The sequence below is a fragment of the Bacillus sp. N1(2025) genome (genome assembly GCF_053470005.1).
On sequence record NZ_JBLTJB010000001.1, the window covers coordinates 502,376 to 516,270 of the forward strand.

Genomic DNA, 13,895 nt, shown 5'->3' on the forward strand with positions numbered 1-13,895 from the left:
AGGTGTTTCAAAATGAAATCAGCTTATATTCATATCCCGTTTTGTGAGCATATCTGCCACTATTGCGATTTCAATAAATATTTTATTCAGAGCCAGCCTGTCGATGAGTACTTAAACTCACTCGAAAAGGAAATGATAAATACAATAGAACGGACGGGACGCCCTGATCTCCGTACGATTTTTATCGGGGGAGGCACGCCGACATCGCTCTCACCCGTCCAGCTGGAAAAATTGATGGATTCCATTCACCGCGTGCTGAAGCCTTCTGACGGACTCATAGAATTTGCCGCGGAAGCGAATCCGGATGATTTGTCCCCGGAAAAATTAAAAATCATGAAAAATGCCGGTGTCAACCGGCTGAGCTTCGGTGTTCAAACCTTTGAAGATGAGCTTTTACAAAAAATCGGCAGAGTGCATAAACAAAAGGACGTATTCACTTCCTTTGAACGTGCGAGGGCTCTCGGCTTCGACAACATCAGTCTCGATTTGATGTTCGGCCTGCCGGGTCAGACGCTGGCCGATCTTGACAATTCCGTCAAAACGGCTTTGTCTCTTGATGCGGAGCACTATTCCGTTTACTCGCTGATCGTAGAGCCGAAAACGGTGTTTTATAATTTAATGCAAAAAGGCCGCCTGCATCTCCCGGCGCAAGAACAAGAGGCCGAGATGTATGAAACGGTCATGAGGCAGATGAGTGAAGCGGGCATCCGTCAATACGAGATCAGTAACTTTGCAAAGCCCGGATACGAATCGCAGCATAATCTGACGTATTGGAGCAATGAAGAGTATTTCGGTTTTGGCGCTGGCGCTCACGGATATATCAGCGGCACGCGCACCGTCAACGCCGGGCCTGTGAAACATTACATGCAGCTCATCGAAGAAAAGGGGCTGCCTTACCGTGACACGCACGAGGTGACACGTGAGGAGCAGATTGAAGAAGAAATGTTCCTCGGTCTCAGAAAAATGTCCGGCGTACAAAAGCAAGCTTTTCTCGATAAATTCGGACGCTCGGTCGACGAACTGTTTCCCGATGTTCTCAAAGATTTAACCGAAAAAGGCCTGATCTGTGACACGGAAGAATCGGTTGCATTAACGCATGAGGGCAAATTATTAGGAAATGAGGTTTTTGGCGCTTTTTTGGGTGAGTTATAATTGACATTTTTCTTTTGGTTTGTTACTTTTGATATAGAATTAGCACTCGCTGACCTTGAGTGCTAACAGGGGTGATGATGATGTTAACAAATCGTCAGCTGTTGATCCTGCAAGTGATTATTAATGATTTTATACAATCAGCGCAGCCTGTAGGATCAAGAACTCTTTCAAAAAAAGACGAGATTACATTCAGCTCTGCAACGATCAGAAACGAGATGGCTGACTTGGAGGAATTGGGCTTTATTGAAAAAACCCATTCATCCTCAGGACGGATTCCGTCGGAAAAAGGGTACAGGTATTATGTCGATCATTTGCTGTCACCCGTCAAGCTGACAAAAACCGATCTGGATTTAATTCACTCGATATTTAAAGAAAAAATCTTCGAGCTGGAAAAAACAGTCCAAAAATCAGCGCAAATCTTGTCCGATCTGACAAACTACACATCGATTGTCCTCGGGCCGACGCTGAGCGAGAACTATCTTAAACAGATTCAAATCGTTCCGATCCAGCCGGATAAGGCGGTCGCCATCCTCGTCACGAACACGGGGCATGTCGAAAACCGCACTATCAATTTCCCGGCTAAAGTGGATCTGGCCGATATTGAAAAACTGGTCAATATATTAAACGATCGATTAGCGGGCGTGCCGATGGACGAACTGAATGAGCGCATTTTCAAAGAGGTTGTCACATATTTAAGGCAGCATATCGCCAACTATGACAGCATACTTGAATCGCTCCGCTCCACATTCCATCCGGCGGCCCACGTTGAGAAATTATTTTTCGGCGGAAAGATCAACATGCTGAATCAGCCGGAGTTCCATGATATTGAAAGGGTCCGCTCGCTCTTATCTTTAATTGAAAAAGAGCAGGATGTTCTGAAGCTGTTTCAGTCATCAAAAGCCGGGATTTCAATCAAAATCGGCAAAGAAAATGACTACGAAGAAATGGAAAATTGCAGTTTAATCACGGCCACCTATACAGTTGATACGAAACAGATCGGATCAATCGCCATTATCGGGCCGACGCGCATGAATTATTCAAGAGTCGTCAGCCTGCTACAGCACGTGACTTCGGACTTGTCAAAAGCATTCACAAGTTTGTATGATGAATAAGGGAATTTTGGCAATCATTTTCAGTCATCTTTTTACAGCATTTGAGGGAGGTGAACACAATGTCAGAAGAAAAACAAACCGCAGAACAGGTTGAAGCAGCAGAACAAGAAGAAGTGACAGAACAGGCAGAACAAGCCGCTTCACAAGAGCAGCATGAAGAAACGGCAGGTCAGGAAGAAGCCCTTCAGCACCAAATTGATGAATTGCAGGGTTTGCTTGATGAAAAAGAAAACAAACTTTTGCGTGTTCAAGCAGACTTTGAAAACTGTAAACGACGCAGCCGCCTTGAAATGGAAGCTGCTCAGAAATACCGTTCTCAAAACGTCGTAACGGAAATCCTTCCGGCTCTCGACAACTTTGAACGGGCGTTACAGGTAGAAGCTGAAAGCGAGCAGACAAAAAGCTTGCTGCAAGGTATGGAAATGGTCCGCCGCCAGCTGATGGACGCACTTGAAAAAGAAGGCGTTGAAGCCATCGAAGCTGTCGGTCAGGAATTTGATCCGAACCTTCACCAAGCCGTCATGCAGGTGGAAGATGAAAACTTCGGCAGCAATATTGTTATCGAAGAACTGCAAAAAGGCTACAAACTGAAGGATCGCGTCATCCGTCCTTCAATGGTAAAAGTGAATCAATAACTACATAGCAGGAGGTAATTCAAAGTGAGTAAAGTAATCGGAATTGACTTGGGTACGACAAACTCATGTGTGGCAGTGCTTGAAGGCGGAGAGCCTACAGTCATCGCCAACGCTGAAGGAAACCGTACGACTCCGTCAGTCGTTGCATTTAAAAACGGCGAGCGCCAAGTAGGGGAAGTGGCGAAACGCCAATCAATCACAAATCCTAACACAATCATGTCTGTTAAACGCCATATGGGTACTGACTATAAAGTGGAAATCGAAGGAAAAGACTACACGCCTCAAGAAGTGTCAGCTATTATCCTTCAGCATCTGAAAGCATATGCTGAAAGCTACCTCGGCGAAACAGTTTCAAAAGCCGTTATCACGGTTCCTGCATACTTCAACGATGCAGAGCGCCAAGCGACAAAAGATGCCGGTAAAATCGCCGGTCTTGAAGTAGAGCGTATTATCAACGAGCCGACTGCAGCAGCGCTTGCATACGGACTTGATAAAACGGACGAAGACCAAACAATTCTTGTTTACGACCTTGGCGGCGGTACGTTTGACGTATCTGTTCTTGAACTTGGCGACGGCGTGTTTGAAGTCCGTTCAACTGCCGGTGACAACCGTCTTGGCGGGGACGACTTTGACCAAGTCATCATCGATCATCTCGTAGCAGAATTCAAAAAAGAAAACGGCATTGATCTTTCAAAAGACAAAATGGCGCTTCAGCGTTTGAAAGATGCGGCTGAGAAAGCGAAAAAAGATCTTTCCGGCGTATCATCCACACAAATTTCTTTACCGTTTATCACGGCGGGAGAAGCAGGTCCGCTTCACCTTGAGCTGACCCTGACCCGCGCTAAATTCGAAGAGCTTTCCGCTCACCTTGTTGAGCGCACAATGGCTCCTGTCCGTCAGGCTCTTCAAGATGCGGATCTTTCTGCAAGCGAAATCGACAAAGTTATCCTTGTCGGCGGATCAACACGTATTCCTGCCGTACAGGAAGCAATCAAAAAAGAAACGGGTAAAGAAGCGCATAAAGGCGTAAACCCTGATGAAGTTGTAGCGCTGGGTGCAGCGATTCAAGGCGGCGTCATCACGGGAGACGTAAAAGACGTTGTTCTTCTTGACGTTACACCGCTTTCTCTCGGTATTGAAACAATGGGCGGCGTGTTCACGAAACTGATCGACCGCAACACGACAATTCCGACGAGCAAGTCTCAAGTATTCTCAACCGCTGCCGACAACCAAACGGCTGTTGACATTCACGTGCTTCAAGGTGAGCGCCCGATGTCTGCCGACAACAAAACGCTCGGCCGCTTCCAGCTTACTGATATCCCGCCGGCACCGCGCGGCGTACCGCAAATCGAAGTTTCTTTCGATATTGACAAAAACGGTATCGTAAACGTAAGAGCGAAAGACTTAGGCACAGGAAAAGAACAAAACATTACTATCAAATCTTCTTCAGGTCTTTCTGATGATGAGATCGAACGCATGGTAAAAGAAGCGGAAGAAAACGCTGACGCTGATGCGAAGAGAAAAGAAGAAATCGAAGTCCGCAACGAAGCTGACCAGCTTGTGTTCCAAACGGAAAAAACATTAAAAGATCTGGAAGGCAAAGTGGACGAAGAGCAAGTGAAAAAAGCAAACGACGCGAAAGACGCGCTGAAAGCCGCTATCGAGAAAAACGAAATTGAAGACATCAAAGCGAAAAAAGATGAGCTTCAAACAATCGTTCAAGAGCTTTCTATGAAGCTTTATGAAGAAGCTGCAAAAGCGCAGCAGGCTGAAGGCGGAGCAAACGCTGAAGGCAAAAAAGCGGACGACAACGTTGTCGATGCGGAATACGAAGAAGTAAAAGACGACGAAACGAAAAAATAAGTTCTTTCCCGCGTGGCTATAGGCGGAAGAACACACAGCATATTCTGATTCAACAGACAGAAAGTCAAAGTCAGGCATCTCTTGGCTTTGACTTTTTTTCTTGCCCGGGATAAAAGGAATTGAAAAAACATAATTCAAAATGATACAATCTAATTTATGTGAGAAATTCGGGAGAGTGAAGCGAGATGAGTAAGCGTGATTACTATGAAGTGCTTGGGGTAAGTAAGAGCGCTTCAAAGGATGAAATCAAAAAAGCCTATCGGAAGCTTTCAAAAAAATATCATCCTGATATCAATAAAGAATCCGGAGCAGATGAAAAATTCAAAGAGGTAAAAGAAGCGTACGAAGCGCTCTCAGACGACCAAAAACGCGCTCAATATGACCAATTCGGCCATACAGACCCTAACCAGGGATTCGGCGGCGGTTTCGGAGGCGGCGGAGACTTCGGCGGCTTCGGTTTCGATGACATCTTCTCAAGCATCTTCGGAGGCGGCACGAGACGCCGTGACCCGAATGCGCCGCGGCAAGGCGCGGATCTGCAGTATACAATGACCCTGTCATTTGAAGACGCGGCTTTCGGAAAAGAAACGATCATTGAAATTCCGCGCGAAGAGAATTGCGAAACATGTAAAGGGTCTGGCGCGAAGCCGGGAACAAAGCCGGATACGTGCTCGCACTGCGGAGGTTCAGGCCAGCTGAACGTCGAACAGAACACGCCGTTTGGCAAAGTGGTTAACCGAAGAGTCTGCCACCACTGTGAAGGAACAGGAAAAATCATCAAAAACAAGTGTTCTGACTGCGGCGGCACGGGCAAAGTGAAAAAACGGAAAAAAATCAATGTCACGATTCCTGCCGGTGTGGACGACGGACAGCAGCTGCGCGTTCCGGGCCAAGGTGAACCGGGCGTAAACGGAGGGCCGGCGGGAGATCTGTTTGTCGTATTCCATGTGCGCGCCCACGAGTTCTTTGAGCGCGACGGAGACGATATTTATTGCGAAATGCCGTTAACGTTTGCCCAAGCGGCACTCGGAGACGAAGTGGAAGTGCCGACGCTTCACGGAAAAGTGAAATTGAAAATACCTGCCGGCACACAAACCGGCACGAAATTCAGATTAAGAGGCAAAGGCGTTCAGAACGTCCGGGGCTACGGACAAGGCGACCAGCACATTGTCGTCCGCGTCGTCACACCGACGAATCTGACAGATAAACAAAAAGACATCATCCGCGAATTCGCTGAAGTCAGCGGAAACCTGCCGGATGAACAAGAAATGAGTTTCTTTGACAAAGTAAAACGCGCATTTAAAGGCGAGTAATGATTGGATAGGAGTTGGTAGTTTTGAAATGGTCCGAAATCAGCATTCACACAACACATGAAGCGGTCGAACCCATCTCAAATATTTTGCATGAAGCTGGTGCGAGCGGGGTTGTCATCGAAGATCCGCTTGATTTAATGAAAGAGCGTGAGAATGTTTACGGGGAAATCTACCAGCTCGACCCCAATGATTACCCCGATGAGGGTGTCATTGTCAAAGCGTATCTGCCGATCAACAGTTTCCTCGGCGAAACGGTGGACGGCATTAAAGAGACGATTAACAATCTGCTTTTGTACGACATTGATTTGGGCAGAAACAAAATCACCATTTCTGAAGTCAATGAAGAAGAATGGGCGACCGCTTGGAAAAAGTATTATCATCCTGTGAAAATTTCTGAAAAGTTCACGATCGTTCCCACATGGGAAACGTATACACCTGTTCATACAGATGAACTGATTATCGAAATGGACCCGGGTATGGCATTCGGTACGGGAACGCATCCGACAACAGTTCTGTGCATTCAGGCGCTTGAGCGTATCGTTCAAAAAGGCGACCGTATCATTGATGTCGGCACCGGTTCAGGAATTTTAAGCATCGCGGCCGCCATGCTTGAGGCCGAATCGGTTCATGCGTATGACCTTGATCCGGTCGCTGTTGAAAGCGCGCGTCTGAATGTGAAATTGAACAAAGTGAGTGATACGGCCGAAGTGAAGCAGAACAATTTGTTAGACGGCATCACGGGCGAACATGATGTCATTGTCGCAAATATTTTGGCGGAAGTGATTCTCCGCTTTACATCACAGGCGTACGACCTGCTCAAAGACGGAGGCCATTTTATTACTTCAGGCATTATCGGCCAGAAAAAACAGGAAGTAAAAGAAGCGTTGGAAAAAGCCGGCTTTACCATCATAGAAATTCTGTCTATGGAAGATTGGGTCAGCATCATCGCGAAAAAATAACAGTTAGTAGGTGTCACAGCGTATGCAACGATATTTTATCGAGCTCACGAAGCAGGAGATGGACGAAACTCCTGATTTTCAAATCACGGGGGAAGACGTCCACCATATAGCGAACGTCATGAGAATGAGTGCGGGAGACCGGATTATCTGCTGTTCGAAAGACGGCCATGAAGCGTTATGCCTGCTTAAAGAGGTTTCTAAAGATCATATATCATGCAGCATTGCTGAGTGGACGGGTGAAAACCGTGAACTGCCTTTGAAGATCAGGATCGCAAGCGGCCTCCCGAAAGGCGATAAGCTTGAATGGATTATCCAAAAAGGGACCGAGCTGGGGGCAAGTATGTTCATCCCTTTTCAAGGCGCCAGATCCGTCGTTAAGCTTGACGACAAAAAGGCAAAGAAAAAACGGGAGAGATGGGCGAAAATCGCGAAGGAAGCGGCGGAGCAATCGTACCGCAATGAAATTCCCGAAGTGAAAACCGTTTATACGTTCCGGCAGCTGCTTGAAATGGCGGAGAATGTCGATAAATGTGTCGTTGCATACGAGGAGTCATCAAAGCAGGGAGAAACGGGCGCTTTCGCCGCGGAGCTCAAAAGCCTTCCGCAAGGTTCGTCTCTTTTAATCGTATTCGGCCCTGAAGGCGGTCTGACTGAGTCTGAAGTTCATCAGCTTTCAGAAAAAGGCGCCGTCTTATGCGGCCTCGGACCGAGAATTTTACGGACTGAAACTGCGCCTCTTTACGCGTTAAGCGCAGTTTCCTATCATACAGAGTTATTAAGAGGTGATCAGTAATGGCAACTGTTGCTTTTCATACCCTTGGCTGCAAGGTCAACCATTATGAAACAGAAGCAATCTGGCAGCTGTTTAAAGATGCGGGTTATGAACGAAAAGAATTCGAACAGACAGCAGATGTATATGTCATTAATACATGTACGGTAACAAACACGGGAGATAAAAAAAGCCGTCAAGTCATCAGACGGGCGATCCGCCAAAATCCTGACGGCGTCATCTGCGTAACAGGGTGCTATGCGCAAACCTCTCCGGCAGAAATTATGGCCATCCCGGGTGTTGACATCGTCGTCGGCACGCAGGATCGTGAAAAAATGCTCGGTTACATTGAGCAGTACAGGGAAGAGCGCCAGCCGATCAACGGCGTCGGCAATATTATGAAAGCACGCGTGTTTGAAGAGCTGGATGTTCCCGCTTTTACTGACCGCACAAGAGCGTCGTTAAAAATCCAAGAGGGCTGCAACAACTTCTGTACGTTCTGCATTATCCCTTGGGCGCGCGGCCTGCTTCGTTCCCGCGATCCGGAAGAAGTCATTAAACAGGCGCAGCAGCTGGTGGATGCCGGCTATAAAGAAATCGTCCTGACGGGGATTCATACGGGCGGCTACGGCGAAGATATGAAAGATTATAATTTCGCCAAGCTTCTCCGCGAGCTTGATACACGTGTAGAAGGACTGAAGCGGATCAGAATTTCATCTATTGAAGCAAGCCAAATCACTGATGAAGTGATTGAAGTGCTGGATGCGTCTGATAAAATCGTCCGCCACCTTCATATCCCGATTCAGTCAGGATCAAACACCGTTCTGAAACGGATGAGACGCAAATATACGATGGAATTTTTCGCGGACCGTTTAAATAAGCTGAAAGAAGCGCTGCCGGGTCTGGCCGTCACATCTGATGTCATCGTCGGTTTCCCGGGTGAAACGGAAGAAGAATTTATGGAAACATACCGGTTCATTAAAGAACATAAGTTTTCAGAGCTTCACGTATTCCCTTACAGCAAACGCACCGGAACACCTGCGGCCAGAATGGAAGACCAGGTTGACGAGAACGTGAAAAACGAACGGGTGCATAAGCTGATCGCGCTGTCTGACCAGCTTGCAAAAGAATACGCCTCCGATTATGAAGGAGAGGTTCTGGAAATCATTCCGGAAGAGGCGTTTAAAGAGTCTGATGAAGACGGCATGTTCGTCGGCTATACGGACAATTACATGAAAGTCGTCTTCAAAGGCACGGAGGATGTAATCGGCAAACTTGTCAAAGTCAAAATTCAAAAAGCGGGCTATCCGTATAACGAAGGACAATTCGTCCGTGTCGTTGAGGATGAAATGACCCGGAACATGCGCATGTCTTCATAACAGATAAAAAAACCGGTGCCTTCCCGCATCGGTTTTTTTACGGTTTCGGAGGAATCAGCCTGTCAATCAGCCGGTAAAACAAATGTGTGAACGGCAGAAACAATAGGGCGGTGACTACGTTAAATAACAGGCTGAAATGCGCAATCATCTGCGCGGGATCATCAGACAGGCGCTCCGTAAAACCTGCTGATGCGGACAGGAAGGGAAATACGAGCAGCACGCCGAGAATATTAAACACAACGTGAGCACCGGCGGTCTGTCTGGCGGCATAACCGCCTGAAACAGCAGCCATGACGGCCGTGACGCATGTCCCGATATTAGATCCCAGAACGACGCTGACCGCTTGTTCAATGCCGATCACCCCTTCGTTCATAAAACTCATCAAAATGCCGATGCAGACGGAGCTTGAATGAATGATTGCCGTCAATATCATACCGATAAAAAGAGCGGACCAGCTCGAATCATTCACATGGCGCAAAACCTCCGCCCCCGCCTTCATTTCTGTCAGCGGAACGGCGAGCCGGCTGAAGCATGTGATGCAAAAAAAGATGATGCCGAGACCGAGGAAGCTTATGCCGATCTGCCTGAACGGATATTTACGGATGAGGATAAACACAAGGCCTCCGATAAAAAGCACCCAAATGAGCACATCCATCTTTATGGCTAAAAACTCCGTCGTAAACGTGGAGCCGACATTCGTGCCGAGAATCATCGGAATGGTCCGTTTAAAAGATAAAGCGCCTGCGCTGACAAAGCCGATGACAATGACCATGAAGGCTGAGCTGCTCTGAAGAAAACCAGTGAATATGATGCTTATGAGAAAAGCTTTCAAAGGGTGGTCGGTAAATAAGAGCAGGCTCTTCTCAATTTTTGAATACGTTAATGCGATCAGCCCCTGTCTGAGCAGGCTCATTCCGAGTAAAAAAATCAGGATAAGAGCGGTAAAGAGAATCAGTATCATCAAATGAAACACCCCTTTCCATCATTATATAGACAAGCAGCCTTATTCATGACGGAAAAGTGAGCTCGCTTAGTTGACCTGACTGATGGCTTATATTATAATGTCAAAGTACATGTTTATATATGTATCTTTTTAAAGGTAGTCGATTGGTGTATTCGGAGGGAGGGAAAGAGAATGTCAAAAACGGTCGTTAGAAAAAACGAATCGCTTGAAGATGCTCTTCGTCGCTTCAAACGCAGTGTATCAAAGACAGGTACTTTGCAAGAAGCAAGAAAGCGCGAATTTTATGAAAAACCTAGCGTAAAGCGCAAGAAAAAGTCAGAAGCTGCTAGAAAACGCAAATTCTAAAAGAGGGTGGATTTATGAGTCTTCTTGAGCGACTTAACCAAGATATGAAGCTGTATATGAAAAGCCGTGAGAAAGACAAACTGACTGTCGTTCGAATGGTGAAAGCTTCACTTCAAAACGAAGCAATTAAGCTTAAGAAAGACAGTTTGACCGAGGATGAGGAACTTACTGTCCTATCTCGTGAACTTAAGCAACGTAAAGACTCCCTCCATGAATTTTCAAACGCTAATCGTTTAGATTTAGTAGATAAAGTTCAAAAAGAGCTGGACATTTTAGAAGTTTATTTACCGAAGCAGCTTTCTGAAGAAGAGCTGCAGACAATCGTAAATGAAACCATCGCTGAAGTCGGTGCGAGCTCCAAAGCGGACATGGGCAAAGTGATGAGTGCTATTATGCCTAAAGTAAAAGGTAAAGCTGACGGCAGCGTAATTAACAGACTTGTCAGCAGTCAATTATCTTAATTGACAAGAAAAAAGACATCTTTCCTAGAGAGATGTCTTTTTTTATACATAAAAAAATGAAACTAAAGTACATTTGTTACGTATATAAAGAAGAACGAAACGGGAAGGAGGGTATATTTGCCTTGTTCCGAAAAAAAACCGGAATTGCTGTTGCTCTATTGGGCTTATTTGTATTATCTTTATTAGGGGTTCAATTGAACGCGAAAGCTGATCATCCATCGGTTTATGTCATCCCGGTTGAGAAAAATGTCGAACAGGGGCTCGCCTCGTTTTTATCGCGTTCTTTCAAAGAAGCGAAGGAGTCCGGCGCGTCACACATTATTCTTGACATCAATACACCGGGAGGCGCGGTACAATCAGCCTTGGATATTGCGGATATCATCGGCCGCGCGGATGTGCCTGTTACCGCTTACGTTAATAAACGGGCGCTTTCTGCCGGAGCGTATATAGCGCTTCAGGCAGATGAAATCTATATAGCGCCGGGCGGAAAAATGGGTGCCGCAGCCATCATCGACGGAAAAGGGAACGCGGCGGACAAAAAGGCTCAATCACTGTGGCATGCAGAAATGGAGGACGCAGCGGTTAAAAACAACCGAAATCCGAAATACGCCCTGGCCATGGCAGATCCCGCCATCAATGCAAAGGAAGCGGGCGCCCCAAAGGGAAAACTGCTGACACTGACAGCTGAAAAAGCCAAGGAAGTCGGATATTCGGAGGGCACGGTTTCAGACCTTGATGCTTTATATACAAAGCTCGGTTTTGACAAAGCGGATGTTCACCATGCAGAAGAAGGTTTCGTCGGCAAACTGGGCAGATGGCTGACAAATCCGTTTGTTGTCCCCGTCTTATTAACGCTTGCTTTGCTTGGTTTGACCATTGAATTGTTCTCGCCGGGCCTCGGAATACCGGGTGCCGTCGGACTGACGGCCATGCTGCTGTTTTTCACCGGGCATATCGCTGCCGGATTTGCCGGCTATGACAGCGTATTCTTATTTTGCGCGGGCTTGGTTTTTATCCTTTTAGAGATATTTCTGCCCGGAGGCATAATCGGTCTTATCGGTATTGCAGGCGTCATCGCGAGCCTCTTTCTCGCTGCGGGCAGCTTTACCGTAATGGCGGTTTCTCTCTTGATCGCCTTTGCTGTATCTATTACAGCCTTTATCATATTAACAAGGGTGTTGGGGAAACGAATGAAATTCTTTAAAAAATTAATATTAACTGATTCAACAAGCACGGAGAGCGGTTATGTTTCAAATCAGAACCGGACGGAGCTGTTGGGAAAAGTCGGCATTACCGCTACAGCCCTCAGACCGTCAGGCACCGTCATTATTGATGATGAACGTCTGGATGTCGTCTCGGAAGGATCATTCACTGAAAAAGACAGACAGGTGAAAGTAGTGAAAGCGGAAGGCTCACGCATTGTCGTGAGAGAAATATAGATGACAACCTTGAGGAGGAATTAGATGGAACTGTCAAGTTTGGCGATTTTAGCATTAGTTGCTGCTGCCATTATTGTGTTAGCCATATTCTTCACCTTTGTACCGGTGATGCTATGGATTTCGGCGCTTGCGGCAGGAGTCAGAATCAGCATTTTTACTTTGGTCGGGATGAGGCTGCGGCGCGTCATACCAAGCCGCGTTGTCAATCCGTTAATTAAAGCGCACAAAGCCGGCCTATCCGCAACAACAAATCAGCTCGAAAGCCATTATCTGGCCGGAGGTAATGTCGACAGGGTGGTCAATGCCCTGATTGCGGCACAGCGCGCCAATATTGAGCTGACATTTGAACGCTGCGCAGCCATTGACCTGGCCGGGCGTGACGTATTGGAAGCCGTACAGATGAGCGTCAATCCGAAGGTCATTGAAACACCGTTTATCGCGGGTGTCGCCATGGACGGAATTGAAGTAAAAGCAAAAGCCAGAATCACGGTAAGAGCCAATATCGAGCGCCTTGTCGGAGGAGCGGGAGAAGAGACGGTTGTCGCCCGTGTCGGAGAAGGGATTGTCTCGACAATCGGTTCTTCTCACAATCATAAAAAAGTGCTTGAAAACCCTGATATGATTTCGCAGACCGTACTTGGCAAAGGGCTGGATTCAGGCACCGCATTTGAAATTCTTTCGATTGACATCGCCGACGTTGATATCGGCAAAAACATCGGAGCGATTCTTCAGACGGATCAGGCAGAAGCAGACAAAAACATTGCGCAGGCCAAAGCCGAAGAGCGCCGCGCCATGGCGGTCGCCCAAGAGCAGGAAATGCGCGCTCGCGTAGAAGAAATGCGTGCGAAAGTCGTGGAAGCAGAAGCCGAAGTGCCGCTTGCGATGGCAGAAGCGTTGCGTGAAGGAAACATCGGCGTCATGGACTATATGAACATAAAAAATATCGACGCGGATACGGACATGAGGGATTCTATCGGCAAGCTGACGAATGACCAGCAAGATGAAGACCAACAATAACCTCTCTATTAAGGAGGGAGCCGCTATATGCACGAGATTCTGACAAATCCGCTCGTCATTGCCGCCGTCATCGGCATTATATCGGCAATATTCGGCAAGAAAAACAAAGATGAAAAACGTCCGCCGGGTACACGTCCCGGAAATCAGGCAAAAAAGCAGGATCAAAAACAGCCGCAGAAAGAGCATAAGCCGGAAGCGGAAGAATTGCCTGCCGTTTCAAAAGAGAACCCTTTTGAGCAAAAAAGAAGGGAAGCTGAAAAGCGCCTAGCGGAGACGGAGCAGATGTTTAACGGGCTTGAACATAAGCTGACATCCGCACGCGCACGAAACGCGTCTCTGAAGAAATCAGCCCTCAAAATAAATAAAGAAACTGCGGTCCAAGGCATTATATTCAGTGAGGTTTTGGGTCCGCCCCGTGCAAAAAAACCGCACCGGACCATGCGGAACATCGGTAAAAAATAAAGTGTTAGAACCCCTTTTCAAATCA

General features: G+C 47.0%; 14 protein-coding genes. 13 read left to right on the forward strand and 1 reads right to left on the reverse strand.

What is annotated here, in order from left to right; translation table 11 throughout:
- The first annotated feature begins 12 nt into the window (after positions 1 to 12).
- The 8 genes from hemW to mtaB all read left to right on the forward strand — a co-directional run bounded on the left by hemW (position 13) and on the right by mtaB (position 9,182).
- Positions 13 to 1,152, forward strand: coding sequence for a radical SAM family heme chaperone HemW (hemW, locus tag ACNFN4_RS02820; RefSeq protein ID WP_012118022.1), 1,140 nt, complete (start codon positions 13 to 15; stop codon positions 1,150 to 1,152).
- Between the two features lie 80 nt (positions 1,153 to 1,232).
- Positions 1,233 to 2,264: a heat-inducible transcriptional repressor HrcA gene (gene hrcA, locus ACNFN4_RS02825; RefSeq protein WP_003152889.1), complete on the forward strand. Its 1,032-nt coding sequence runs from the start codon at positions 1,233 to 1,235 to the stop codon at positions 2,262 to 2,264.
- Positions 2,265 to 2,323: 59 nt separating this feature from the next.
- Entirely contained in the window at positions 2,324 to 2,899 is a 576-nt protein-coding gene (grpE, locus tag ACNFN4_RS02830; RefSeq protein ID WP_448199986.1) for a nucleotide exchange factor GrpE, read from the forward strand.
- A gap of 24 nt (positions 2,900 to 2,923) precedes the next feature.
- Positions 2,924 to 4,762, forward strand: coding sequence for a molecular chaperone DnaK (dnaK, locus tag ACNFN4_RS02835; RefSeq protein WP_007408273.1), 1,839 nt, complete (start codon positions 2,924 to 2,926; stop codon positions 4,760 to 4,762).
- A 185-nt stretch (positions 4,763 to 4,947) separates the two neighbouring features.
- Complete coding sequence (dnaJ, locus tag ACNFN4_RS02840; protein WP_003152895.1) at positions 4,948 to 6,075, forward strand: molecular chaperone DnaJ; 1,128 nt, start codon at positions 4,948 to 4,950, stop codon at positions 6,073 to 6,075.
- Between the two features lie 23 nt (positions 6,076 to 6,098).
- Complete coding sequence (gene prmA, locus ACNFN4_RS02845) at positions 6,099 to 7,034, forward strand: 50S ribosomal protein L11 methyltransferase (RefSeq protein WP_014418413.1); 936 nt, start codon at positions 6,099 to 6,101, stop codon at positions 7,032 to 7,034.
- Positions 7,035 to 7,056: 22 nt separating this feature from the next.
- Positions 7,057 to 7,827: a 16S rRNA (uracil(1498)-N(3))-methyltransferase gene (locus tag ACNFN4_RS02850; protein WP_014418412.1), complete on the forward strand. Its 771-nt coding sequence runs from the start codon at positions 7,057 to 7,059 to the stop codon at positions 7,825 to 7,827.
- Entirely contained in the window at positions 7,827 to 9,182 is a 1,356-nt protein-coding gene (gene mtaB / locus ACNFN4_RS02855; RefSeq protein WP_014305444.1) for a tRNA (N(6)-L-threonylcarbamoyladenosine(37)-C(2))-methylthiotransferase MtaB, read from the forward strand. Before ACNFN4_RS02850 ends, mtaB begins: the two co-directional genes overlap by 1 nt.
- A 37-nt stretch (positions 9,183 to 9,219) precedes the next feature.
- Here the strand turns inward: mtaB and ACNFN4_RS02860 are convergent, their stop codons facing one another.
- Complete coding sequence (locus tag ACNFN4_RS02860; protein WP_025649833.1) at positions 9,220 to 10,146, reverse strand: Na/Pi symporter; 927 nt, start codon at positions 10,144 to 10,146, stop codon at positions 9,220 to 9,222.
- A gap of 171 nt (positions 10,147 to 10,317) precedes the next feature.
- Here ACNFN4_RS02860 and rpsU point away from each other — a divergent pair, with 171 nt between their 5' ends.
- The 5 genes from rpsU (at position 10,318) to ACNFN4_RS02885 (ending at position 13,870) form a co-directional block, all read left to right on the forward strand.
- The gene (rpsU, locus tag ACNFN4_RS02865) at positions 10,318 to 10,491 is read left to right on the forward strand and encodes a 30S ribosomal protein S21 (RefSeq protein ID WP_003152957.1); all 174 of its coding nucleotides are present in this window, start codon (positions 10,318 to 10,320) and stop codon (positions 10,489 to 10,491) included.
- Positions 10,492 to 10,505: 14 nt separating this feature from the next.
- Positions 10,506 to 10,952: a GatB/YqeY domain-containing protein gene (locus ACNFN4_RS02870; RefSeq protein WP_007408278.1), complete on the forward strand. Its 447-nt coding sequence runs from the start codon at positions 10,506 to 10,508 to the stop codon at positions 10,950 to 10,952.
- A gap of 122 nt (positions 10,953 to 11,074) precedes the next feature.
- Positions 11,075 to 12,391, forward strand: coding sequence for an NfeD family protein (locus ACNFN4_RS02875; protein WP_014418410.1), 1,317 nt, complete (start codon positions 11,075 to 11,077; stop codon positions 12,389 to 12,391).
- Between the two features lie 24 nt (positions 12,392 to 12,415).
- Positions 12,416 to 13,408: a flotillin-like protein FloA gene (gene floA, locus ACNFN4_RS02880; RefSeq protein WP_014418409.1), complete on the forward strand. Its 993-nt coding sequence runs from the start codon at positions 12,416 to 12,418 to the stop codon at positions 13,406 to 13,408.
- A 27-nt stretch (positions 13,409 to 13,435) separates the two neighbouring features.
- Complete coding sequence (locus tag ACNFN4_RS02885) at positions 13,436 to 13,870, forward strand: hypothetical protein (protein WP_014418408.1); 435 nt, start codon at positions 13,436 to 13,438, stop codon at positions 13,868 to 13,870.
- The last annotated feature ends 25 nt before the right edge of the window (positions 13,871 to 13,895 follow it).

Bases quoted from the DNA above. Each gene is read 5' to 3' on its own strand.
- dnaJ (WP_003152895.1), top strand. From the start codon at position 4,948: ATGAGTAAGCGTGATTACTATGAAGTGCTTGGGGTAAGTAAGAGCGCT.
- ACNFN4_RS02885 (WP_014418408.1), top strand. From the start codon at position 13,436: ATGCACGAGATTCTGACAAATCCGCTCGTCATTGCCGCCGTCATCGGC.
- hemW (WP_012118022.1), top strand. From the start codon at position 13: ATGAAATCAGCTTATATTCATATCCCGTTTTGTGAGCATATCTGCCAC.
- mtaB (WP_014305444.1), top strand. From the start codon at position 7,827: ATGGCAACTGTTGCTTTTCATACCCTTGGCTGCAAGGTCAACCATTAT.
- floA (WP_014418409.1), top strand. From the start codon at position 12,416: ATGGAACTGTCAAGTTTGGCGATTTTAGCATTAGTTGCTGCTGCCATT.
- grpE (WP_448199986.1), top strand. From the start codon at position 2,324: ATGTCAGAAGAAAAACAAACCGCAGAACAGGTTGAAGCAGCAGAACAA.
- ACNFN4_RS02870 (WP_007408278.1), top strand. From the start codon at position 10,506: ATGAGTCTTCTTGAGCGACTTAACCAAGATATGAAGCTGTATATGAAA.
- rpsU (WP_003152957.1), top strand. From the start codon at position 10,318: ATGTCAAAAACGGTCGTTAGAAAAAACGAATCGCTTGAAGATGCTCTT.
- hrcA (WP_003152889.1), top strand. From the start codon at position 1,233: ATGTTAACAAATCGTCAGCTGTTGATCCTGCAAGTGATTATTAATGAT.
- ACNFN4_RS02850 (WP_014418412.1), top strand. From the start codon at position 7,057: ATGCAACGATATTTTATCGAGCTCACGAAGCAGGAGATGGACGAAACT.